The 24285-nt window shown below is 58.8% G+C and carries 18 protein-coding genes; 11 read left to right on the plus strand and 7 right to left on the minus strand.

What is annotated here, in order from left to right:
• Window positions 1–109: 109 nt before the first annotated feature.
• Window positions 110–2272: an amylo-alpha-1,6-glucosidase gene (locus tag C9427_RS02930; RefSeq protein ID WP_107647708.1), complete on the minus strand. Its 2163-nt coding sequence runs from the start codon at window positions 2270–2272 to the stop codon at window positions 110–112.
• Between the two features lie 49 nt (window positions 2273–2321).
• A complete protein-coding gene (locus C9427_RS02935; RefSeq protein WP_107647709.1) occupies window positions 2322–3383 on the minus strand; it encodes a glycosyltransferase family 4 protein in 1062 nt (353 codons plus the stop codon).
• A gap of 228 nt (window positions 3384–3611) precedes the next feature.
• On the opposite strand from C9427_RS02935, the gene C9427_RS02940 reads away from it, so the two are divergent.
• On the plus strand, window positions 3612–3914 hold the full coding sequence (locus C9427_RS02940) for a DUF982 domain-containing protein (RefSeq protein ID WP_107647710.1): 303 nt from the start codon (window positions 3612–3614) through the stop codon (window positions 3912–3914).
• Between the two features lie 326 nt (window positions 3915–4240).
• Here C9427_RS02940 and C9427_RS02945 read toward each other — a convergent pair whose 3' ends face one another.
• Window positions 4241–6046 carry a calcium-binding protein gene (locus C9427_RS02945; protein ID WP_107647711.1) on the minus strand — a complete coding sequence of 602 codons (1806 nt, stop codon included), beginning with the start codon at window positions 6044–6046 and terminating at the stop codon, window positions 4241–4243.
• Between the two features lie 101 nt (window positions 6047–6147).
• Between C9427_RS02945 and C9427_RS33720 the strand changes: the two genes are divergently transcribed.
• The gene (locus C9427_RS33720; protein ID WP_146172489.1) at window positions 6148–6495 is read left to right on the plus strand and encodes a hypothetical protein; all 348 of its coding nucleotides are present in this window, start codon (window positions 6148–6150) and stop codon (window positions 6493–6495) included.
• Window positions 6496–6516: 21 nt separating this feature from the next.
• Here the strand turns inward: C9427_RS33720 and C9427_RS02950 are convergent, their stop codons facing one another.
• The gene (locus tag C9427_RS02950) at window positions 6517–6738 is read right to left on the minus strand and encodes a hypothetical protein (RefSeq protein ID WP_107647712.1); all 222 of its coding nucleotides are present in this window, start codon (window positions 6736–6738) and stop codon (window positions 6517–6519) included.
• Between the two features lie 204 nt (window positions 6739–6942).
• Between C9427_RS02950 and C9427_RS02955 the strand changes: the two genes are divergently transcribed.
• The 5 genes from C9427_RS02955 (at window position 6943) to C9427_RS02975 (ending at window position 15950) form a co-directional block, all read left to right on the plus strand.
• On the plus strand, window positions 6943–8169 hold the full coding sequence (locus tag C9427_RS02955) for a glycosyltransferase (protein WP_107647713.1): 1227 nt from the start codon (window positions 6943–6945) through the stop codon (window positions 8167–8169).
• On the plus strand, window positions 8166–9449 hold the full coding sequence (locus C9427_RS02960) for an O-antigen ligase family protein (RefSeq protein ID WP_107647714.1): 1284 nt from the start codon (window positions 8166–8168) through the stop codon (window positions 9447–9449). The genes C9427_RS02955 and C9427_RS02960 overlap by 4 nt, the downstream gene beginning before the upstream one ends.
• Before the next feature lie 5 nt (window positions 9450–9454).
• Entirely contained in the window at window positions 9455–11452 is a 1998-nt protein-coding gene (asnB, locus tag C9427_RS02965; protein WP_107647715.1) for an asparagine synthase (glutamine-hydrolyzing), read from the plus strand.
• Window position 11453: 1 nt separating this feature from the next.
• On the plus strand, window positions 11454–13667 hold the full coding sequence (locus C9427_RS02970; RefSeq protein ID WP_107647716.1) for a GumC family protein: 2214 nt from the start codon (window positions 11454–11456) through the stop codon (window positions 13665–13667).
• Between the two features lie 72 nt (window positions 13668–13739).
• A complete protein-coding gene (locus C9427_RS02975; protein WP_107647717.1) occupies window positions 13740–15950 on the plus strand; it encodes a lipopolysaccharide biosynthesis protein in 2211 nt (736 codons plus the stop codon).
• Window positions 15951–16359: 409 nt separating this feature from the next.
• Here C9427_RS02975 and C9427_RS02980 read toward each other — a convergent pair whose 3' ends face one another.
• The gene (locus C9427_RS02980) at window positions 16360–17427 is read right to left on the minus strand and encodes an NAD-dependent epimerase/dehydratase family protein (RefSeq protein ID WP_107647783.1); all 1068 of its coding nucleotides are present in this window, start codon (window positions 17425–17427) and stop codon (window positions 16360–16362) included.
• Between the two features lie 272 nt (window positions 17428–17699).
• The gene (locus tag C9427_RS02985) at window positions 17700–18224 is read right to left on the minus strand and encodes a helix-turn-helix transcriptional regulator (RefSeq protein WP_245436959.1); all 525 of its coding nucleotides are present in this window, start codon (window positions 18222–18224) and stop codon (window positions 17700–17702) included.
• A gap of 492 nt (window positions 18225–18716) precedes the next feature.
• On the opposite strand from C9427_RS02985, the gene C9427_RS02990 reads away from it, so the two are divergent.
• A complete protein-coding gene (locus tag C9427_RS02990) occupies window positions 18717–20393 on the plus strand; it encodes a PAS domain S-box protein (RefSeq protein ID WP_107647719.1) in 1677 nt (558 codons plus the stop codon).
• Between the two features lie 88 nt (window positions 20394–20481).
• Here the strand turns inward: C9427_RS02990 and C9427_RS02995 are convergent, their stop codons facing one another.
• Complete coding sequence (locus C9427_RS02995; RefSeq protein ID WP_107647720.1) at window positions 20482–21156, minus strand: LuxR C-terminal-related transcriptional regulator; 675 nt, start codon at window positions 21154–21156, stop codon at window positions 20482–20484.
• A 525-nt stretch (window positions 21157–21681) separates the two neighbouring features.
• On the opposite strand from C9427_RS02995, the gene C9427_RS03000 reads away from it, so the two are divergent.
• Genes C9427_RS03000 through C9427_RS03010 form a run of 3 tightly spaced genes read left to right on the plus strand, consistent with a single transcriptional unit; the run spans window position 21682 to window position 24275 of the window.
• The gene (locus tag C9427_RS03000) at window positions 21682–22404 is read left to right on the plus strand and encodes a nucleotidyltransferase family protein (protein WP_107647721.1); all 723 of its coding nucleotides are present in this window, start codon (window positions 21682–21684) and stop codon (window positions 22402–22404) included.
• Window positions 22405–22452: 48 nt separating this feature from the next.
• On the plus strand, window positions 22453–23589 hold the full coding sequence (locus C9427_RS03005; RefSeq protein WP_107647784.1) for a DegT/DnrJ/EryC1/StrS family aminotransferase: 1137 nt from the start codon (window positions 22453–22455) through the stop codon (window positions 23587–23589).
• Window positions 23586–24275, plus strand: a complete 690-nt coding sequence (locus tag C9427_RS03010; protein WP_107647722.1) for a sugar transferase — start codon at window positions 23586–23588, stop codon at window positions 24273–24275. The genes C9427_RS03005 and C9427_RS03010 overlap by 4 nt, the downstream gene beginning before the upstream one ends.
• Window positions 24276–24285 lie beyond the last annotated feature (10 nt).

The following is a 24285-nucleotide window of genomic DNA, read 5'->3' on the forward strand; positions in this document are numbered from 1 at the left end:
GCCGGCCGCGCGCGACAGACGCCTCACCGGCATGATTGTGCAACGCACAAACGGGCTATCGGTTCCGATAATTGGAGCGCTGCATCCAATTCCACGCGCGAAGCCGAGATTAGGTTCGCACGATAAGCGGGACCAGGCCTTCGTGCCGATCGGCGAGGAAGGCAACCACCCGGTCGCCGACGCGCTGGAATGTCAGGTCGACCGCTGTCGCGCCAACGCCTAGATGCCTAAGCGTGAGCATGTCGATACCAATCGGCAGCCTGGGACGGGTGACACGGATCTCACCGTCCCAACCGTCGATTTCGAGGCCAAGGCAGGCCTGCATCAGCATGAAGGCGGATCCGGCCGACCACGCCTGCGGCAGGCAAGCGACGGGATAGGCGATCGGTGCTTCGCCCGGTGAGCGGGTGAAACCGCAGAACAGTTCTGGCAATCGCATGTTGAAATGCACCGCGGATTCGAACGTGCCGCTCATCAGCCGGACCACGCTTTCGCGCTCGCCATAGCGCGCCAGGCCGGCGCCGCACATGGCGGTGTCATGCGGCCAGATCGAACCGTTGTGGTAGGACATCGGATTGAACAGCACCGCGTCGTCGGCGAGCGTCCTCACCCCCCAGCCCGAGTGGAAGGACGCCGACAAGAGCTGATCGGCAACCGACTGCGCCCGTGCGGGCTCGGGAAGCCCGACATAGAGAAGGTGCCCTACATTAGACGTCCGCACCTTGCAGGGCTCGCCATCGCCGTCTATCGCCAAGGCATAGAAATCGAGATCGTCCTGCCAGAAGCGACGTTCCACGGCAATGCGCATGGCCTCGGCGCGGCTATCCCAATGGTCGGCCTTGTCATCCTCGCCGCGGCGACGGGCGAGTGCCGCCAGCCCCCGGAATGCTGCAAAGACATAGCCTTGCACCTCCACTAAGGCGATAGGTCCCTTGGGAATGCGGCCGTCGGCATGGAAGACGGAATCGAAACTGTCCTTCCATCCCTGGTTGGCGAGGCCGGACTCGGCAGCACGCTGATAGGTGACGAAACCGGTCGCCCGGCTTGCCTCTTCCGTCCACTCGGCTGCGGCGCAGAGCGACGGCCAAAGGCTGTCGATGAACGCCATGTCACCGGTTCGGTCCGCATAGGTGCAGGCCAGGTGAATATAGAGCGGCGTGGTATCGACGCCGCCATAATACCGGCCGAAAGGAAGCTCGCTCAGCGCTGCCATTTCACCCTTACGGGTCTCGTGCATGATCTTGCCCGGCTGCGAATCGCTGAATGGCAACGTCTCGGTCGCCTGGTGCTGGGCAAGGAAGGCCAGCACACCTCGCGCCAGGCCAGGGTTGAGCCAAAGCATCTGCAGTGCGGAGATCACGCCATCGCGGCCGAACGCCGTCGAGAACCAGGGGATGCCCGCATAGGGATAGGGCCCGGTGGCAAGCTCGGTGGTCAAAAGCGCCACGTCGGCGCGCGCGCGCTCGACCCAGTCGTTGAAGACGCGACCTGAACTGTGCACCGTCGCGCCATGGCGGCGTTTGGCCCGCATGCCGAAGCGGGCGCGAGCCGCAGCGGCGCGGAAACGGTCGCGATCTGGCGCCTTGGCCACCTCTGGGCCGACCTCGACATACAGCACTTTGCTACTGCGCTTCGTCACGGCAATCAGGAAATCCGCATGGTCAGCCGTCAGATGGTCGGGCGCTTGCGAGAACGATATCGCCGACATGCGCGCTAGCCCGTCCAATCCGTCGTATCGCAACAGAACGGAAGCCGCATCAATCTCGGCCGCATGGGCCATGCCGCGCTTCGGCCTTGTCGAGCCGCGCACTTCGAACATGTCGCGAAAATCAGCGCCGAAATGCAACGAAACGCCGATGGTTGAATGTTCCCGGCTGTAGTTGGAAAGAGTGATACGTTCGAACAATCGATCCTGCCAAAGCAGCCTGGCACGCTCGATGTGGATCGCGCCCTGCGGAATTTCCCGGCCACCCGCCGTCTGGATCGGCAAATTGGTGAGGTTGGCGGTAAACAGCACATTGTCCTGGCTGAGCGACGTGCCAAGCAACGATGTCTGCCGGCCGCCGACAGTCAGCCGGAATTCAGAAAGTACACGCGTGTCGTCACGGAAGAAACCGTCGCCAGCGCCGCGTATATCGCCATAGGCATCGGCGACGGCGAAACAGTCGCCTTGTTTAAGCGCAAACAACCGGTGCGGCTCCCGCGGCGCGGTAGCGTCCAGAGAGGCAAGCGCCACGGCGGGATCGAGCTTGCGCTCGTCGAGTTGGGTCATTTGTTGCAAAACTCTTTGTTTCGTTCCTGATTGGTCCGCGAGACGTCGATCACGAGGCTCTTGCTTCCGTCGGAGATCCGATCAGACGCGCATAGGCGGCCACATAGTCGCGGGCCATTCTACCTGCGGAAAACCGCTTTTCGAAGACGGTTCTCACTTTTCGCCTGTCGAGCCGCAGCAAGTCCGGCATCGATGCGACCGCGTCCTCTATCGAATCCACGATGAAGCCGGTCACGCCCTGGTCGACGATCTCAGGCATGGCGCCGCAATTCCAGACGATCACCGGCGTGCCGCAGGCCATCGCCTCGATGACGGCAAGGCCGAAGGGCTCGGGCCAATCGATTGGAAATACGAGGCCGGCCGCCTTGCCGAGGAACTCCGCCTTATCGTCCTCCATGATCTCGCCGACATAGTCGATGCGGTTGCCGTCTATCAACGGCTCGACCACCTCATGGAAATAGGCGCGGTCGTCATCGCCGATCTTGGCGGCAAGCTTCAGTTTCAGCCCCGAGCGCAGCGCGATCTCGATGGCGCGGTCCGGACGCTTGTCGCGCGACATGCGACCAAGGAAGACAAGGTAGGGTTCGGGTTGGTTTGCCTCGAAAGCCGGCTCGTAAATGCCGGTCGGCAACCCGTGATGGATGGTCGCCAACCAGTTGGCGTTGGCGAGCCCCGTCCTTTGACTGCGGGAAATAGAGATCATCGGAAAACGCGGGAAACGCTCATAGGCCGGCGCCAGATCGACATAGTCGAGCCTGCCATGCGGTGTCGTCACCGTCCGCTCGGGCATATGCTCGAAGAAGGGAAAATGCAGGAAATGGCTGAGATGGAAGTGAATGATATCGAATTCCCGAGCGCGCTCTCTCACTTCGGCAAGCATGGAAAGGTGCGCGGCCGTTTCGGATTTCAGCGGACGGGGATCGAGGCGAAGCGCACGCTCGCGGCACGGCACCAATCTAGCCGATGTGCTCGTGTCGCCGCTGGCGAACAAGGTGACGTCGTGGCCAAGCTCAACCAGTCCTTCGGTCAGATAGGAGACGATGCGCTCGGTCCCCCCATAGAGCCGGGGCGGCACGGATTCATGCAGCGGCGCCACATGGGCTATTCTCATTTTTGGCATTTCCCTCAAGATCATCGCTGGGGTCGAAATGCATCAACTGCCCGAACGTTCCCCACTAGGGCAAAAAGCTGCGCAGCGGTATGGCTCTGAGCACTGCCTGGCAGCATGCGCCCATCACGAATTCTTTTGCCAGCCAGACATTTTTGTGTGGAACCAAATGACCAGCCATGAATTTAATAGGGTTCGATCGAACGCATCGCGATCGACGGGGAGGAAACAATGGATCGCTTGCAATTCTTCTCGCCCGTGCGAATTTCGCGCGGGCAGGGGCAGCCTGTGGAAGATATCGACAGCGTTAGCGAGGCGATGGTCTTCTTGCGGAAGTGGCCAACGGGGCGACGCGGCCCTGTCTATCAATGCGCGTTGAACTGCTGCGCGGCAGCTCTGGCGGGCAAAATGTCGGCCGAGGAAGCCAGGAAGGCTTTTACCGGCTTTGCCCGGATCACCCGACTGCTGGAAGATGACGTGGCGGTGCCGATGGAAGGCGGAACCATCGATCGCTTACACGCGCTGAGGCGATAGACGCCAGATCATGTCGAAATGGCCAAGAATGGTTTTGGGGACGGCCGGTGCCATAGCCGTCGCCCTCGTTTGGGGAATTGGCGCCACCTTGATGGGAGCTCCATCCATTTTGATCACGATAGGAGCCGTCGCCATCGGTGCGGGTGTCTATAGCTATCTCAATCAAAACTCAAACTGAGCCAATTTTCTGTTGGCACCCGCAGGTGCCAACAGTCATCCACGTTCGCTGGAAGAAACGTGCATCCAATTTAGTTTGTCTACCTGTCCCTATCTGGCGATTGGGGCGCGATGTGAGTTTCCGCCTTTCAAGTCACAAGGCCCGCTTTTCAAGTCACAAGGAATGAGCTTGCCGTAAGCGCGAGATGTGGAGAAAGGGTAGCAAACTGTATTTGAGATGCGTCGCCGGTGCCGTCGCTGTCGAAAGAGAGCGCTCCGGTTGAACTGTTGTAGATGATGTGGTCGGAGCTGTCGTGTGCGGCAGCGCCCTCAAAGAAATCGGCGGATGTGAGCGCGCCCAGATTCAGCCCGGTAAAGATGGCGTGGTCGAGGTGGATCTTGTTCTGGGACGGGTTGAAGTCGGTAATCGTGTCGACATTACCGTTACCAAGGGCGGTGTTGAAAACGAAGGTGTCGTTGCCACCAAAGCCGCTCAACTTGTCGGCACCGCCGCCGCCGTTGATGACATTGGCGCCGGCATTGCCCTGGATGGTCTGGGCCAACTCGTTGCCACTCAGGTTGATTGCCGTGGTGCCGGCGTCCTTAGTGGTGCCAAGGACCTCGATCGACGAGCCGGCATCGAGCGCATAGCTCACAGAGGTCCATATCCTGTCTTGACCCTGGCCAGCGGACTCGATCACCCGGTCGCCGGCATGGTCGACATAGTAATCGTCATTGCCGCCAAGACCGCTCATCTTGTCGACACCGCCGCCGCCGTTGATGATGTTGTCGCCATTATTGCCCTGGATGGTTTGAGCCAATTCGTTGCCGGTCAGGTTGATTGCGGTGGTGCCGGCGTCATTCGTGGTGCCAAGGACTTCAACCGACGAGTCGGCCGAGAGCGCAAAGTTCACAGAGGTCCACACCCTGTCTTGACCTTGGCCAGCGGCCTCGACCACCTTGTCGGCGACGTGTTCGACATAATATTCGTCGTTGCCGCCATAGCCGATCATCGTATGGCCGCCATCTCCGTGGAACACATCGGCGCCGCTGGTGCCATACAAAATACCATTGGCAGGAGAGGTAATGGGCGTAGTGGGGGTGGGGTGGTCAGTCGGCGCGGTGGGAGCAGTTGGAGTTGTGGGAGCAGTCGGTGTCGTGTGGTCAGTCGGCACGGTGGGAGCAGTTGGCGTTGTGGGGTCAGTTGGCGTTGTGGGGGCAGTCGGCGTCCCGGTATCACTCAGATTGTGTTCCCTGAAGAAGGCCTGCAGGGTCGGAGAGTGCTCGAGCGCGGTGTCGCCTTCCTGCTGGCCCCAGGCATAGGCGAAGTCGAAGGCGGGATTGGGAACCAGCTTCTCCCAGTGGTCCATCATGGTCTGCAACTGGTCCGTCGTGGGCATGACATATTTGCCGCCCGTGTTGGTCGTCCAATTGCCGCCACCGAACGTCTGATAGACCGGAACGATCTGGCTGATCGGGATGCCCGAGGCCACCGCGGCCGCCACGGATCTGTCGATCATGTCGTAGTCGACGGTGCTGGTGCCGGTGCGCACCGGATAAGGGTCCAAGCCGAACAGATCGATATGGGTGTTGGCATAGTTGTAGGTGTTTGAATAATCCGGGTTTGCGGCGGAGCCCATGTCCATCAGGGTGATGAAGGTCTTGGCGCCCGGCACATTGGAATGGATGTAGTCGGATTCCGCTCTCAGATCGGCCGCGTCCACCTGGGTGTGGTACTTGCCGGTTGGATCCGGCTCATCGACGAGAAAAAATCCGTACAGCTTCGAATTGCCGATGAAGGGGGTGACTTTGTCGATGAAGGACTGGGTTACCCCTTCGCCCTCGTTGAGCCAGACCAGGCCTTTCGAGCCTTCTGGCAATTCGTTGAGCTGCTCGACGGTTTGAACATCAACCAGGTTGAAGCCGGCGGTTGTAACTTCGCTGGCGGAACCGCCAGCGGCAAAGTGGAGAGCCATCTACAATCCTTTGTCTCATTCGATAGCGCCCCGCTGCCGCCTGCCTACTAGAGGACGTATATTAGCGACAAATCACATACAGACACCCTTTGATAAAATCATTGATCGCCGACGGGATTTCCGCGTACTGGAAAGATCATTTCCTTGACCAGCACAAAACTTCGGCAAAAATAGACTCTTATTTCGCGGGTAAAATTCTTGATCTTTGCTTTATTAAACCACGGTTTTTAACCGATTTACTAGGATGGCGCAGACCATTTTGGTCATTTCTGTTTATGGTGTATTTTATAGACGGATTTTTTGCTAGTGTTTTCGCGAAATCTGTCGAACTACCGGCAAAGTCGGCAGAGATTAAAGCAGGGTGTGAACCTGATTGCATCCTCGCCATCGCGACTGAATTTGTTGTGGACATAGATGGCAGACATTCGCTCCCGCTCGGTCTCAGCTGAGGTTGCCGACGTCGCATAGGTTCAGCCAGCGAATCGAGATTCGATTTGAGCGAATGCCGGGGCACCGGCTGCGGTATGATTGTCGAAGTGCGGTTTTCGATTGCCCTCACCAGCGGAAGCGCCCGCGAAATGGTTCATCTCACGCGTCGCCACGCGCGACAGAATATGCGTTGCGAAGACCAGCCACTCGGTTGTTGCAAGCGCCTCAGGCGGTGAGTTTCCCAGCTCGGCCAGTTGATCCACGCCAAGGCTTGCCGAAGTGTGATGCCGCAGCGCGATCCAAACCCGTTTGCCTCATCTAAACAGACGAGGACAGTAGACCAGCCTGCCCCTACCGTGACCTTGGCGACATACGCGCACAAATGGCGAAACCAAGAGCATGAAAGCAGAATCGAAAGCCGGCCACTGCCCGCTATTAGGGTATGGCGCAGGGTCAAGGGAGGGAGGATGAATCCGCATCTCGTATGTGTCGGGGGCGAGGATCACGCCTTGAGGCTCCCGTTCCTGATGTCGTTGCGCGAAAAGGGTTTTCGGGTCACTGCGGTATCGAGCGGCAGTGACGCTGCGTTTTTGCGGCATGGCATTCCGCATCGCCAATACGGTTTCGACCGATTTTCCAGTGGCGGTGGACAATGGGGCACTGTCAGAACGATCAGAAAATTGATGTCGGAACTCCAGCCGGACGTTGTCCAAAGCTTCGACACCAAACCGAACCTGCTGACGCCGCTTGCGGTGCGCGGACGGTTTCCAGTCATCCGCACGATCAATGGCCTGGGCTGGACATTCTCGTCGCTGGAACCGCGCGCTCTGGCTCTGCGTCCCGTCTTTTGCGGATTGCAATGGCTTGTCTCCTTCTGGACTGCCGCGACAGTGTTCCAAAATCGAGATGATCAAGCCTTCTTTGAGCGCTACAGGTTAATCCGACGCGGCAGCGGGCGGCTGATCCGCAGTTCAGGAATCGATGTCGATGCGTTCGCCATGGCAAGGCATCTTGCGCCGCCGGCGATGAAAATGCGTGAAGAGCTCGGGCTCGACCAGTCCGCCGAAGTCGTCATTTTCGTCGGTCGGCTGACCCACCAGAAGGGTATACCGACACTTCTCAAAGCAATCCCACAGATCCTGTCCAAAAGGCCCAATGCACGTTTCGTGCTCGTCGGCCCCTGGGAATCCGAGGGCCCATTTGCCGTCGATAAAGCGGAGATCGATCGCTATGCTCCCAATGTCATCGCCTTGGGTCCGCGACGCGATGTTCCCGCCCTTCTCGGCATGGCCGATATGTTCGCCTTTCCCACAGAATATCGGGAGGGGATCCCGCGCGTCCTGCTGGAGGCAGGACTGGCAGGATTGCCCATCGTCGCCTCGAGAATGCCTGGCTGCAACGACGTGGTTGAAGACGAATGGAACGGCTACCTCGTGCCGCCGCACGATGCCGATGGCCTGGCATCTCGAATAATAGACGTGCTCTCCGACCGCGAGCGCGGAAAGCTCATGGGCGGCCGTTCCGTCGAGCTTGTCCGGGAGCAGTTCGCGCTGCCCTTTGTCGTCGATCAGTATTGCGATCTGTACAAAAACGTCCTTAGCGCCAAATCCCATGGCGGTCTCGCTCGACCTGTGTCCCCGATCTTGCTCGAAGAGGGCGCCGCTGAGCCCGAAATGGGTGGGGTACGCCGATGATCCGGGACGCGTTGCTGGCCGGTGGCGTTGCGATGGCCTATGCCGCGCAGCTCAGCATTCCAGGGATGCCTTTCGGATATACCGAATTGCTGCTGTCGCTTTGGATCATGCTGTCGATCGGCCGAATAGTCATGGGCGGTCGCCTGGAGGCCACGCCGGCCCTGTATCACCTTGTGACTTTCTGGGTAATCATGACGTTTGCCTGGGGTGTCGGTCTCATCACTGGCTTATTGACCTCGGTTGAACTGCTTGCGGCGCCTGTCCACGATATGACAGCCTATGTGCTGTTGGCCTGCGTCACCTGCCTCTCCGCAGCCGAGCCCGACGCCGAACTTCATCTACGCCGCACCGCCTGGTGGGTGATCGGCATAGCGAACGCATGCTTTCTCTTTCAGCTGGCACTCGGGTGGGGGGTTATCCACCAAGCCGGTGTCGACCCATGGTTCTGGGATCGCTTCGTCGGCTGGTCCGAAAATCCGAACCAACTGGCGCTCTATTGTGCACTCTTTAGTCCGCTGGCTTTGTATCTTGCAACGACCACCGGCAATCTATGGGCGCGGGTATATGCGTTAAGCAGCATTGGTCTGATCTTCCTTGTCGGGAAGCTGACAAAGAGTGATACCTTTCTTCTTACAAGCATCCTTACCCTCCTGATATTTCTTGGGTTGCGTGTTCGGACATGGTTCGCTTCCGGTAACAAAGTCACCGTTTTCCGCCAGGTGACTCTCCTGTTGGCGATCGGCTTTCTTCCCCTGGGGATGTCGATGGCACCTTACGTTGTCACGGAGTTTGGCAACGTCGAAGATATCGCCAAGAGCCTCAGCCGCGGTGGGGGCGGCGAGGAGACGACGGAGACCGCTGAGCTTCGCTTCATCCTCTGGAACGATGCATTGCATAAGGGCGTGACTTCAGGGTCTCTGGGCCTTGGACCCGGCCCGCATGTGGACCGCCCGCTCGCGGTCTATAAGCAGTTTCGACGTGAACCTTTCGAGGCCCACAGCACTTATCTCGATACGTATACTCAAGGTGGTTTGATTGCGGTCCTGACCCTGCTCTGGATCCTTGGCTCAGCCACCTTGGCCGCTTGGCGTGCGAAGGCCGATGCCCTGTTGGCGTTGATGTTGTCGATCCTTTTTTATGGGTTTCCGCACCTGATCGTCCGACACCCGATCGTGTGGTTTGCGGTCACCCTATGCCTTGTTGTCGGAACGTCGCGAACAGTTTCAACGTCACGAGCAGCTTCAGTGACCCCCACTCGAACTTATAGCTACGCGGGGTAACGGGGATGTGTGGGATTGCCGGAATCCTTCTTGCACCTAATGCAACCAGTGCAAAGCCACTGAGGGCAATAGTGCAGATGACGACGGCGCTGCGCCATCGCGGGCCCGATGGCGAGGGCTTCTGGACAGATCGTGAAGCCGGCATTGCCTTCGGACACAGGCGCTTGGCCATCGTCGATCTGTCGGAGGCGGGACACCAGCCGATGCTTTCGGACGGTGACCGATACGTCATCACCTTTAATGGCGAGATATACAATTTCCACGATTTGCGCCGCGAACTTGAAGGCGAGGGCCATCGTTTCCGCGGCAGCAGCGATACCGAAGTCATGTTGTGCGCGATCGAGAATTGGGGGCTCGATACCGCACTCAAGCGCTTTGCCGGCATGTTCGCGTTTGGATTGTGGGACAGGAAGACGAGGACCCTTCATATTGCCCGCGACCGAATGGGCAAAAAGCCGCTCTACATTGCCTCCACACGCGACGCACTGGTTTTTGCCTCCGAATTAAAGGCAATCAACCGTTTTCCAGATTTCCGTCAGGAACTTAATCTCGATGCGGCGGCGGCGATGCTGTCGAGGGGATGGGTGCCGGATAACAGTTGCATCTGGCAAGGCGTGTTCAAGCTGCCTCCCGGCTCGGTTCTGTCCCTGACGGCTGCAGATTTCGCTAACGCACGCAGTGCCGAGTCCCTTTCAGACCGCATCCGACAGTGGTGGTCGCTGGCCGAGGTTGCCGAGAAAGGTCGGCTGGAACCAATCGCCGGCACCGACGAAGAACTGACAAATGAACTCGACGATCTGCTGAGACTTGCCGTCCGGCAACGCATGGTCGCCGATGTGCCGCTGGGCGGCTTCCTATCCGGCGGCGTCGACAGCTCGGCTGTTGTGGCCCTGATGCAGGCTCAGTCCTCAAAACCTGTGCGCACGTTCACGATCGCATTTGGAGAAGGCGGGTTCGATGAGGCGCCCCACGCCGCCGAGGTCGCCCGGCATCTGGGCACCGACCATACGGAACTTCATCTTTCGCCTGCCTCCGCGCGCGACATCATCCCAGAACTGCCACAGACCTGGGACGAGCCGTTCGCCGACGAATCGCAGATACCAACTCTGCTCGTTGCGCGGCTGGCTCGCCAGCACGTCACGGTGGCTTTGTCGGGCGACGGTGGCGACGAGTGCTTTGCCGGTTACGCCCGCCACCTCATGGCGGCCCGAGTGAAACGGCAGCATGGGCTGCCGTTGCCGATGCGTCAGACGCTTGCGACAGGTATTGGATTGCTTGCTCGTGCAGCCCGTCACGATCTCGTCAGCAAGCTGCCGCTATCTGCTCATGCCCGGCATGCGCTGCGGAGCGACCGGCTGGATCGCCTGGCTCGGCTGCTGGCAGCGGCGGATGAGGATGAACTCTATCAACGGCTGATGGGATCATCGACCGAGAACCTCACTCACCACAGACCCCCTATTTCGATCAATGGCACACCACCGCTTGATGGCCTGCTGTCGCGTCTCCTGTACGACGACATGGTCGGCTATTTGCCCGGCGATATACTGGTGAAGTTGGACCGCGCCAGCATGGCCAACAGCCTCGAGGGACGATGCCCGCTTCTCGACCATCGGGTCGTCGAATTCGCCTGGCGTCTGCCGGCGGACGCGATGGTTCGCCACGGCAGAGGCAAGTGGATCCTTCGTCAGTTGCTGCACCGCTATGTTCCGGAGCGGCTGATCGACCGGCCAAAGCATGGCTTCGACGTTCCTATAGCCGTGTGGCTGAGAGGACCGCTGCGCATCTGGGCCAGCGATCTTATCGCCGATATGCGTCTCTCCGGCGACGGGATCTTCGACTTCACAAAGGTCGAGACGTGCTGGCGGGATCATATCGACGGCAGGCAGGATCATTCTCGTGATTTGTGGGCGGCGTTGATGTTCCAGGCATGGCGCAACGAGGCCACTCGCCCGTCGGCGCCTGCAAAGGATTTGTCCCGCATTTTCGAACTGGCAGGAGTGTAAGATGGAAGGTTCCATAGTCAGCCGCATTCAACTTCCGCGTGCGACTGAGATGCATGTAAGCGCGCGTGACACCAAGCCACGCATGAGGCGGCCGCTGCGCGAGCAGATCGATACGGAGAACCCCTTACATCAACTTCTCACGACCATCGCGAGACGAAAATGGTTCCTGCTGGGCATGGTCGTCCTGGGCGGTGTCTTGGCCGGACTCGCGGGTCTTGCTCGCTCTGTCGAGTTCGAGGCCACCACGCAAATCATTCTGGATGCACCCGGCAGGAGCGGGCCTAACGGCACGGATCTGGGGATGCTGGATGCCACCATTGACGACAATATAACCACGCTCACGTCGCAAGGGCATCTGCGTCGGGTGGCGGCGGCATTACGCAAAATGGAGGCTGGCGGCACTGCTGTACAAAGTGATTCCGGAACCGGCGATGCTCGCCCCGACCCCGTTCGCGACGGCCAATCGAATTCGCACTCATATGCAGGTGGTCTGTTCAGCAGAATTTGGCCGCAGAGCAAACAGGAGGACCTGGATGCGGCTGAACTGAAAGCGTTGCGAAAGGACTTGAGGGTTGGGCAGGAACTGCGATCGAGAGTGATCACGGTCGGCTTTACCGATAACGATCCGGCGCGCGCAGCCATGGTGGCTAATACCTTCGCCCAATTGTACATCGACGATCTCGCAGCGAGACATCAGGCATCGGACAAGCTGGAACTCGCCTCGATCGTTGCCGCCTTGCCGGGAGTGCAAAGCGATCTGGCGGAAGCGACCGATCGCCTGGAGAATTATCGGCTGAGCCATGGCGCCATTGATCAAAGCGCCTCGGACAGTGCCGCCAGGGAGACGGCCGAGCTCAGCCAGCAGATTTCCTTGTCGAGAGCGGATTTGTCAGCCTCGGAAGCTCGTCTTCAACATATTCAGGACCTGCAAAAGCAAGGGGCGTCGGTCACCGCACTCGCCGAAGCGATGGGGTCACAGGTGCTGGCCGACCTGGCGGTACGCCAGGCCAGCGGCACGGCCAATGAAGACTTGACCAATGCGATCAACCTCGAGATAGAACGAGGCACTGCCCGTATCGCCGCGGAAGCGGAGATCTACCGCACCCAGATCACGACTCTGGAGACACGCAAGAACGTGCTCGATGCGGTCGCGGCCGATACAGCCGGCCGGCTGTCCGGACTGCGTGCGCTTGAGCCGCAGGTCAGCATCCTGACGCAGCGATACAATCAGCTCCTGACGCAACAGCAGGAGTTGAAACAGCGCATTGCATCGCCCTCGGCCGGAATCTCGATCCTTTCAGCCGCATGGCCGCCGACGAATCCAAGGACCCTGTCGCCAATTTTCCTTATCCCACCCGGCATGGTCGTGTTTGGCCTCATAGGCGGGGTCTTTGTCGTTCTTCGCAACCGCCTCGATCAGACTTTGCGCGGCGTGGCCGAAGCTGAAGCAGCGCTCGGGGTTCCTTGCCTGGGGCTGATACCTCAAGCTCCCACAATGCACGCCAAGCGGCTGCAGCAGCTGGTTTTAGCCCAGCAGAAGTCCAGATACAGCCGCGCCATAACGTCCCTGCTTGTCGCCGCGGCGCCCAAGCCGGCCAGGAACCGCTCATCGCATGTCATTCTCGTCACATCCAGCGTGCAGGACGATGGCAAGACCGAGCTTGCATGGAGCCTGGCCTTGGCTGCCACCCGACTGGGCGGCAGAGTGCTTTTCCTCGATCTTGACGGCACGGGCGCGCGCCTCACGACCGAATTTCTGGACGAGTTCACAGCGCACAAGCCTCACAATTTCTTCGGAGACTATGTGAGTGACCGCTGTGCCTTGCACGATGCAACCGTCGCAATGCCTGAGATCGGGATCGACTTCATGACTCTTGCGCCATCGGATGATCTGCTGGCGCTGCTGTCCACGGCCGACAGTTCCCTGTTCACGGATGAGCTACAGTCGATCTATAGCGTCGTCATCATAAATGGACCGCCGGGGCTTGGAGGGCCAGAGGCCGGGCTTCTGACGAACTGGGCTAACGCGATTCTTTTCGCCATCCGCTGGGGCAAGACACGGCGCAGCATCGCGCGCGGTGTCCTGGAGCCGCTTGCGAGCGATGCGTCGACTTCGGTCCCTGTCGGGAGCGTCCTCACGCAGGTCGATCTCAAGAAGCACGCCAGCTATCATTTCGGGGACAGTGCTGATCTCTTGCTCGAGAGAGTGTCGTGAGCGTCACACGCGACTTCCAGGCAATGACAGTCGCAGAAATCGCGCGGATATCGCCACGATCGGATTTGTCCCATGATCATTGAACTCTTCGGACCACCTGGATCCGGCAAGAGCACCTTTGCTCACGCCCTTGCGCAGCGGCTGCGCGGGCAGGGGTACAACGCCACGGTCGCCCCCAATCACGCGCCTCGCAAGAGGGGGTCGAGCGTCGATCTTGGAATCTTTCTGGCTATTTTCAGGATCTTGTCGGCAATTTTCTCAACATTGAAAATACTGCTCTCTCCAAGAGGCAGGATCAAAGACCTTTCGACGTCCCTTTCCATGACAAGAATGATCCCGCCAAAAAAGCGAATATGGCGGGCTCGGCTCTGGCAGCACATATTGAAACTCTCGCGCCGCTGGGATGAGGCGAAGCAATCCAGAGACGTGGTCATATTCGATCAGGGCTATGTCCAGGCGGTTGCATCACTGGCAATGTTCAATGGAACCGTTGACAAGGCCGCCCTCGCAAAGGCCCTCAGCCTCGCGCCCACCGCTGATTTCACGCTCAGAGTTGTTGCGCCACGCTCGATCGTGGAGACGCGCTTGCAGCAGCGGATGGAGCATGAGGCGCCTGGGGAGCGAATTTTCGAGGCGGATTTCGACACGAGCATGCGCGCTTTTGGGCTATTTCAAAGCATTAATGACATTCTGGCAGGATCCGACAGGCAAATCATTCCGATCAACACCCTCAATGATCGGTCCTCGTTAGAGGGCATCGAGTGTGTCGAGCAGAAGATAATCTCAAAAATTCTGCAAGCCGGAGGTCGACCTGCGGTCCAAGGCAGCCAGGATGATGAGGTGTTCGAGGGCAGTGTCGATGATTATGGAGATGTGAAGACGGCGCGAACTCCTGCTGTCTCTCCTGCCGCAGCAGATGTCGTTTCGCGCCCCAACCAGGACATGGGCCGAAGCCTGGGTTATGCCACCATCTTTGCTCTGATGATCTATGTCGGTGGCGCAGGGTTGACCAGCCTGGCGCAATTGTTGATTGCACGCCTCGTCGGCTCCACCAGCTATGGCATCTATTCCTACGTCCTGTCCTGGACCTCCGTGCTTGCCTATCTTGCAACACTAGGTTTCAACATATCGCTATTGCGCTTCGTGTCGGCCTACAGGGCCAAAGGGCGGCTTGACCTGGCGCACGGCGTAATCAGGTTCGCCCTGCAGAGAGCGCTGGCGGCGGCAACACTGTTCGGCATCACAGGCGCCGCCTTGATCTTTTTCTTTTCAGATCCTTCCCACAAGGAACTTGAAATCAGCCAACTTCTGGGCATGGCGGCGGTGCCACTGGTCACCGCCTACGCCTTGGGGGCGACACTTGTTCGTTCTTTCGGCGGCGGTGTCTCGGCCCTTTTGCCGGAACGCATCGTGCGCGACGGTCTATTGTTGACAATGCTCGGACTGGCGGCCTTGTCGGGATCGTGGACCCTTGACGCCACCTTGGTGATGAAGACGGTATTGATCAGCTCGGGCATTACAGTCGCGCTGGTGTATATCCTCGCGACACGATTTCAACCGATCGGGTTGCGGCAAACTGACCCCTGCGACGCGTCGCAAGAGTGGTGGGCGGTGGTTCCGCCGATCATGCTCATGGCCGGGCTTGATGTTTTCATCAACCGCGCCGGCGTCATGGTGCTGGGCTGGACAGGTCATATCAAGGATGCTGGAATCTTCGCCTTGGGACTGAACGTCGCGTTGCTTGTGGGTCTTTCCGTGGCTGCCGTCGGGGTGATGTTTTCGCCCGCGGCGGCGGCCCTGCATGCCCAAGGCGACCGCAAGGGTCTGCAGCAGCTATTTTCACGCGCCTCGATACTATCGGCCTGCGGCGCCTTAGCGATGGCCATCCCGCTGGTTGTTATCGTCAGACCTCTCATGAGCTGGTTCGGCGATGATTTCAGCACAGGAGCGCCCATCGCGCGGATCCTGATGTGTGGATATGTCGTTGTCGCGTTCTGCGGACCGCAACTGAACTTGTTGACGATGACCGGCAACGAATGGGCGGCGGCTGTAGCCATGATCATCGGCGCGGCCGCCGGCGTCCTGGGCTGTGCGGTGGGGATCGAGCTCTACGGCCCACTGGGCGCCGCGGTGGGTCTCGCGCTTGCCCTGGCTGTTTGGAATGTGGTCATGGCGATCTTTATCAGCAAACGATTGAAAATCATGCCGGGGCTGCTCTTTGCGCTGATCTCGCTCAAAACGGGCACCGTTAACCGCCAGCTGCGATACTGGTTCTTACACTGACATCAGGCTCTGAGCAGTTGCAGGGATTTACGACAAAGCCCATTCGAAGGATTGTCAAGCGGGCCGTTGGCCGGCTTCGGGGCGGGGCCGCGGCTCAAATTGAGAGCAGCGTATCCTGCGGAGCCTGGGCCGAGCGTGACATGGACGTCCACTCTGGGAACGATCGCTAGAGCCGGATGATTCAGGTGAAGTCGACGTGAAACCTGAATCCGGTTCTAAATCAAAGAGATAGCATGGATGTCATCCGAAAACCACTTTACACTTTTCGGCATCATGCTCTAGTCAGATCTCAGCTGAAAAACCCCCGCCGGCCTGGCAACTCTGAAGCTGCGGCCGGCGGGGGCTTTGATTTCAATTTCGTATTCGCTGCGCTCGGGCATCGCCGCGTCTCGACAGACGCGACCGATGCTCACACATGCATCAGGATCGGTTGCTGCGTGCGCGGCTCAGCATCGGTTCCATGAAACTGTCGATACCATTCGACAAAACGATGCACGCCGTCCTCGAGCGTTGTTGCCGGTGCGAAACCGACGGCATTGCGAAGGTCGCTGACGTCGGCGCGAGTCTCCAGAACGTCGCCGGGTGGCAAAGGCACATCCTTGCGCAGTGCACGACGGCCAAGGGTCGTTTCGATGATCGAAATCAACCGGTTGATCTCCTCGGGCTGGTCATTGCCAATATTGTAGACGCGATGTGGCGCGGAACTTGTAGCCGGATCAGCGGTATGAGCATTCCAATTCGGATCGGCGCTTGGCGGCGAGGCGAGTGTTCGAACCACGCCCTCGACGATGTCGTCGATATAGGTGAAGTCCCGCCAGACACGTCCGGCATTGGCCACCTCGATGGTCTTCCCCTCGATGATGGCCCGCGTGAATATGTAGAGCGCCATGTCGGGTCGGCCCCAGGGGCCGTAAACGGTGAAGAAGCGCAGTCCCGTCGCGGGCAGGCCGAACAGATGGCTGTAGGAATGCGCCATGAATTCGTTTGAACGCTTGGTTGCGGCATAGAAGCTGACGGGATGGTCGGCGCCATGGTGTTCGGAAAAAGGTATCGTCCGATTTGCGCCATAGACGGAACTCGACGAGGCGTAGACGAGGTGGCTGGCGCCGACGTGCCGGCAGCCTTCAAGCACATTGAGAAATGCCACGATATTCGACTGCACATAGGCGTGCGGGTCAATCAGCGAATAACGCACGCCGGCCTGAGCCGCCAGATGCACAAAGTGTGACGGCCGAAAGTCTGAAAAAAGCGACTTTACGCCCGCCTGGTCCGCCAGATCCATTCGCAACGGAATGAACCCCGGCTCGGCACAGAGACGCGCAAATCGCGCTTCCTTGAGCCTTGGATCATAGTAGGGTGTGAAATTATCGACACCCACGACTTCCACACCGAGATGGAGAAGCCGCAAGGCCACGTGAAACCCGATGAAGCCGGCCGCGCCGGTGACGACGATTGGACCCTTGCGGGCCAGGCCCATCACCGAGCGATCCGATTGCGATCGGGTGGATTTGTTGTATGGATCATTGTCCAACTTGTCGGCCTTTCGAATTGTCGCCCTTCGAATTCGTTTCGACTCTGGCGAATTCCGCTGGATCCCGAGTTTACGTGCGCTGAAATCGTACGCCGGCTAATGGGGCCAGGCGCATCGGCGCCATAAGCTGCTCGGCTATGTTGAAAACGGTTCTGAGTGCTATTGCCTTCGTCGCCGGGCGGATGACACCGCCCGGCGACGGGCTCAAAACGGGGTTCTTACGGCAGAACCGAGATGCGCCCGAGAAGAGCGACCAATTCAGCCTGACGTTTCGTTTCGGTCTTGGCGAAGAGCGAGGCAAGCTGGGAACGAATGGTGGTGCGGCTGAGCCGCCAGCTGCGGGCGATCTCCAAGGGCGCATCGCCCTGGGCCAAGCGCAAAGCGAGGTTCGTTTCCGCGCCTGTCAGGCCAAACATCTTTTGAAGTGTGTGCGGATTTGGCCCGGACCTGCTTTCACGGTCGAGCAGCGCCACGATGCTCGTGCCATCAGGTGCTATTGCCCCGGTCTCGTTCAATATCACCGGCCTGTCGCCTGCGCTGCGGATCACAACCCAGGACAGTGAGCCCGGCACGAAGTTGGCCGGAACATTCGCGATCAGACGCCTTAGAGCGGCCGAGAGCTCGCCTGCCGTTTCAGCCGCTTCGCCCTGACGCTCCAACGTGGTTTGAGCGGCTGCGTTCCATTCGACGACTTTTCGTTCGCGGTTCAGGATGAGATAGCCGCAGCCAATGCGATCAAGCATGCCCGTGATGGATTCCAGGCTGCGTACTTTTGCCTCGCCGACCTCTGCGTCCGATCGATTTGATGCGCGATCCGACGGATAAGTATAGGATGGCCGCCTCGCATTCGCCTCGCGGTCATACTTAGTCCTCATCACTATGTATCGGCCGCTAGCGGCCTCGGTATGCCTATCAACCAGTGTCATTTTTTAACCCCCTGCCAAAAGTTTCGCCAGCCCGAAGTAATCTACTCGGGATTTACAAAACAGTTTCCTGCATGGCGGTTGACAAAAATGTCGCCCGCCATTTAGAAACTCTGTATCTTCTGAGGAGTTATGACCGAAGTCATGCTCCCCCCGCCTTGATAAAATGCGCTCCATGATAGTGATGGGCAATCCGGCAGTCGTACTAGGTTGTACGTTTCTTGCTCTAGTCTCGACGGGCTAGTCCGAAGGTTGTAGTCTATGCCTATGAAATCGCGTCCGCCTCGGTTAAATTCGAGCCCGCCAGGCAGAATGCTGACTCATCTTGTGTCTCTGTTGGTACTGTCAGTTACACTGGTATTTGCAATAAAAACATCAGCATCTATTGGAGAAAGCGCGAGTTTTCTGGAATTTATTCCGGCTATTATTTTAATTGCTTATCTTGAAGACCGTACCCCAGCGCTTGCGGCGACGATTCTGATGGTGGCTGTCGGCCTGTGGGCGCGGGGGCTGGATCAGATTTCCAACGACGATTGGGCACGCGCCATCCTGCTCCTGGTCTCGGGCGGGGTGATCGCCATAACGTTTCATCGGCTGCGAAAAGATTTGCATGAGGTTGCAGACGCCAGACTGGCTGCCGTCGAAGCAACCGAGAGCCGCTACCGCTGGGCCTTCGAACGTGCCGCCATGGGATTCGCAAACTCCAACGAGAAAGGCGAGCTTCTACAGTTCAACAGACGTCTGTGTGATATGACAGGCTACAAGGAGGAAGAGCTCGCCCGATTGCAGCTCAACACACTCGTCCATCCAGATGATCGCGACGCCCTGGCACGATTGTTGGCGGGTCTTGGCAAGGACGCTGCCTCGTTCGGTTCGGAGGTCCGTCTCTTAAGAAAAGATGGCACGGCATTCTGGGCCCGGCTGACCCTGTCTTCATCCGTGCCTGATGGGGTCCTCACCGAGAGCATCTTTGTCGTGGTCGACGATATTTCTGAGCGACGAGCTGCAGATGAAGCGCTTCGGGCTCAAAAAGAGTGGCTGGATCTTGCCTTGTCCGCCGGACGCTTGGCCACGTGGCGGATCGACCTGAAGGAGGGGATCGTCACAGGGTCGGGCACGTTCTGGGACATTCTCGGCCTGCCCCCGGCCGCCAGCCGCCCCTTGGAGGAACTGGCAGCCGTCGTTCATCCGGCGGACTGGCCGAAGCTGGCAGCGTCGAGAAAGCTCGAGCCGGTCACGAACTACGACGTTGAAATACGCGTCCGGCGGCCAGACGGACATATCCGCTGGGTAGCTCTGCGCGGAAGGGAGGATAAACACGATAATCACCCGCAGCGGCTTGGAGTGGCCGCAGACCTGACCGAGCGACGACAAACCACACTGCTGCGCGCCGCGGCAAAGAAGCGGGAGCGCATCATGCTCGAGCAACGCCATAGATTCAGCAACCTGTTCCCGGTGATTACCGCGCTCGTGAAGATGGTCAGTGTTCCCGACGATAATATCGCCAAATACAAGGAGACGCTGATCGACCGGATTCGTGCGCTTGAGGCAACGCATCTGCTCCTTTCAGCAAAGGGAAACCAGTCGGCGATGCTCCACGATCTCGTCGTTCAGGAATTGCAACCGTATATGGGAACACGTGACATAGCCGTGAGCGGTCCTTCCGTCTCTATGTCGGGAGGCGCCGCCGAGAGTTTTGCGATGATTGTGCACGAGCTCACGACCAATTCCATGAAACATGGCGCACTTGGCGATTCAAAAGGCCGGATCGAGGTAAATTGGACATCTGAGGGCGCCGGCAGTGACGTCGTCTTCGAATGGTTGGAATCGGGGCGGAGGCGAACTTCAAATGTTGTTCGTCACGGTTTCGGTTCGATGATTATCGGTGTCGATGGGGCGCCGCTTGTCGGTCATTCCCCTAAGCTGGAAATGTCGGATCACGGGCTGCGGTATTCGCTAAAGCTGTCGCGCAAGGAAATTGGCCTTTAACGCATCGGCCCGGAAGCGATTTCTAGCGGGCAGAATGCGTGGATTTTGCAGATCCGGGCGTCCTTTGCGCATCCAATAAGGGCGCGCTTTAGTTGGCATTCTTTGTAAGCCAAGTCTTCAGCAAAACGGCAGCTTCTGTCCGATTCCGCACCCCAAGCTCACGCAGCACCGCAGCGGCATGGATTTTGGTGGTCGCCTCGGCAATTTCCAGATCGCGCGCAATTTCCTTGTTCGAATATCCTTCCGCCATCAGCTTGAGCACTTCCTGTTGCCTCGAAGTCAGCCTGCCAAGATTGGCGCTGGTGGTGCGTCTGGGCTGGATTTGCTCTGCGGGCGCAGGTGCGAGAGTCACTTGCCCCGTGCCTGGCCGCGACAGAAGTGCGGGCACATAGATGCGGCCCGCAAGGATTTCGTTGACGGCCAGCACGACCTCCTCGTCTCTCTGCGACTTTACGATATAACCGTGAAGCCCGATCGAAAGAGCCGTCAGTATTTCCGAGCGTGAATCATTCCCGGAAACGATCGCAAATCGTGTATCCGGATAAGCCGACAGAATGCCGGTTAGCACTTCCTGGTTGAACAATCCCGGCATATTCAGGTCGAGAACGGCAAGATCGACGAAAGCTTGCTCGGCCAACAGGCTGAGCACGGCATCGAAACACGACGCCTCAAAGATCTCGACACCGGGAATACCCGCGGTCAATGCCAACCGCAGGCCACGACGATACAAGCCATGATCGTCGGCTATAACGATTCGGTACATTTTGAACTACCCCAACGCACTCTGAACGGATTGAACGGCGATGGACTTGAAAGAGTGCCCATCCGCTCGTCGATTCATCCAGTCAACGCCAGCGATGCCCCAACACCACAGACGCCAGATTGCTAATATAATCCTAGATAACGGAAAACGCTTCTCTTTTTTTGAGCTGCCGTTAACAGGACCACCTGACCTTGCCAGACATCCTTTCTGAACCCCAGAAAGCCTGGCTACAGCACCCTTTTCCTACCTTGCGACAGGCGCCTCGAGAGCCGCCGATTTGCCCCGTCAGAACAGCTCCAGCCATAGAACACCAGAACGGCTGGATCGTTACCATTCGAATGCACGACGACATCCACCCCGACCGCCACTTACCATCCAACCTACGATGCCCGGACCAAAGCGTCTGTGGGATTTCCCACAGGTCTTCTCAAGGAAACAAGAGCGCGACTTTCCGGGTGCTGAACAGGGGTAGGGTGGCCGGCTCATGACAATGGTGATCAGGCCTAACGAACACGGGAGAAGCAAATGAAAGCGGTGATTCAATGTGGTGGCATGGGGACACGCCTTCGTCCCTTCACATCAGTCTTGCCGAAGCCGCTGATGCCAATCGGTGCTCGGCCGGTTCTCGAGATGCTGCTGAAATGGCTGCGACGTAATGGTATCCAGGAAGTCTACATCACCACCGGGTATCTCGGTCATCTGATCCGCACCGTTTGCGGAGACGGTTCACAGTGGAATCTGAAAATCCGGTATACCCAGGAGATGGAGCCGCTTGGCACCATCGGACCGCTCTCCTTGATCAGGGATGAGTTGAACGAACCCTTTATCGTTCTCAACGGTGATGTTCTTACCGATCTGAGCATCAGTCGCTTTGTGGCAGCGCACCGCAAGCACAACGATCCGGTGACGATCGCTACGGCTTCCCGCCTGCACAAGATGGACTTCGGCGTCATAGACGAAGTCGACAACACCGTGCAGGTCTTCCGCGAGAAGCCGACGCTTTCGCATCTGGTCAGCATGGGGATCTACTGCATGAACCCGGATGTCATGCAGTTCATTCCGTCCGGCATACCGTTCGGGTTCGACGACCTGATGCTGCAGATGATGCAGAACGGTACACCAGTCCACGTGTACAAACACGATGGCCTCTGGCTCGACATCGGGCGCGTCGACGACTTTCAGAGTGCACAAGCCATTTCCTGGGAAGACCAGTCGGCCTCGATCGAGGTCACTGCCACGGCTGCGTGACGCAATCACCAAGCCCCAGTCCCGCAGTCAACAATCTAGGAGGTCATGATGCTCTTGGTCAGTGCCCCAATCTTGGGTGTGCCGGAGAAAACAGCTTTGTCCAAGGTCATCGACAGCAGTTGGCTGACGATGGGCGAGCAGGTGAAGGCCTTCGAAGAGGCTTTCGCCAAGGCGCACGACGCGGAGGATAGCGTCGCGGTCAGTTCCTGCACCGCAGCGCTTCATCTCATCCTGCACGCGCTCGGCATCGGACCAGGCGACGAGGTCTTGGTCCCATCGATGACTTTCGTGGCGACGGCGAACGCGGTTCTCTATGTCGGCGCGACCCCGGTCTTTGTCGATATCGAGTCGGTCGACGTGCCATTGATGTCGATCGCGGAAGCCGAGGCACGGTGCACGGAACGCACCAAGGCGGTCATTCTCGTGCATTTCGCCGGCTACCTGGCCAATCGGGAAGAATGGCAGAGGTTCGCCCGGTCCCGAGGGCTGCATATCATTGAGGATGCCGCGCATGCTCCGGGCTTGAAAGAGGTCGGAACATACGGCACCGCGGCCGCCTTCAGCTTCTACGGCAACAAGAACATGACCACGGCGGAAGGCGGGGCGGTGATCGCCCGGGATCCCGAGCTGCTCGAGAAAATCCGCCAGGCCCGCGGACACGGGATGACCTCAGGGACCCACCAGAGGCTGAACAGCCGCACGGCGCACTATGATGTCACCATGCTCGGCTTCAACTATCGCATGGACGAAATGCGGGCCGCGATCGGACTGGTCCAACTGCAGAACCTGCAGGAATGGAACGAGATCAGGCGTATCCTGGTCATGCTCTATCGACGTCTCATGGCAAAACACTGTCCGGCCGTGACGATCCCGTTCCACGAACCACGGACATCGGCCTACCACATCATGCCTGTCCTCTTGCCGCGCTACGTCAACAGGCAGGACGTTGTCGACGCATTGCGTACGGAGGGGATACAAACCACCGTCCACTATCCGCCCGTCCACGAGATGACACTCTATCGCGAGCTTTTCCCCGGAATCCATTTGCCGCGGACAGAGGACTTTGCTCAGCGCGAGCTGACATTGCCACTGCATCCCCAGATCACTGCGCCTGTCGTCGAAGCGGTCGTGGTCGCTCTTGCCGCCGCCGTCAACGGCCGCGCCCAAGCAGGAACCGCCGCATGAATGCTCTTGACCTTTCTCTCCACCGATCTGGCATCTCAAGGGCCAGCCACGGGTTCGCGAGGCGTGCGATCGACGTCGTCCTGGCTGCGGCGGCAGCCATAGTCTTTGCTCCGCTGATGCTGCTGATTGCGTTGGCGCTGTTACTGGAAGGCGGCCGGCCCATCTTCTTTGCCCAGACCCGGGTGGGTGCGGGCGGTCGGCCCTTTCGCATGTACAAGTTCCGTAAATTCGACGTGCGGTGCGATTCCCATGGCTTCGCGCTGACGATGGCCGGCGACGACCGCATGACGACGATAGGGCGTATCCTCGCCGCCACCAAATTCGACGAGCTGCCACAATTGTGGAACGTCTTGAAGGGAGAGATGGCGATTATCGGACCGCGTCCCGAGAGTCTCGCCTTCGCCGATTGTTTCCGCGGCGGCTTTGAGGACGTCCTGCAATACAAGCCGGGCTTGCTCGGCCCGGCCCAAGTTGTCTACCGCAACGAAGCCCACTGTTATCCTCAGTCCGGTGATCCGCTGCTGTTCTATCGCGAGGTCCTATTTCCGGCCAAGGCCAAGCTCGACCTTTCCTATTATCCGCAGCGCACCATCATCTCAGACATTGTCTGGATGGTGCGTGGTTTTCTCGCGGTTGTCGGTCGGGTCTCGTCGCCGCCGCAAACCAGCATCCAAGAGCAAGGTTAGCGCGTCGCGC

Source organism: Mesorhizobium helmanticense (assembly GCF_003034915.1).
Classification (GTDB): domain Bacteria; phylum Pseudomonadota; class Alphaproteobacteria; order Rhizobiales; family Rhizobiaceae; genus Mesorhizobium; species Mesorhizobium helmanticense.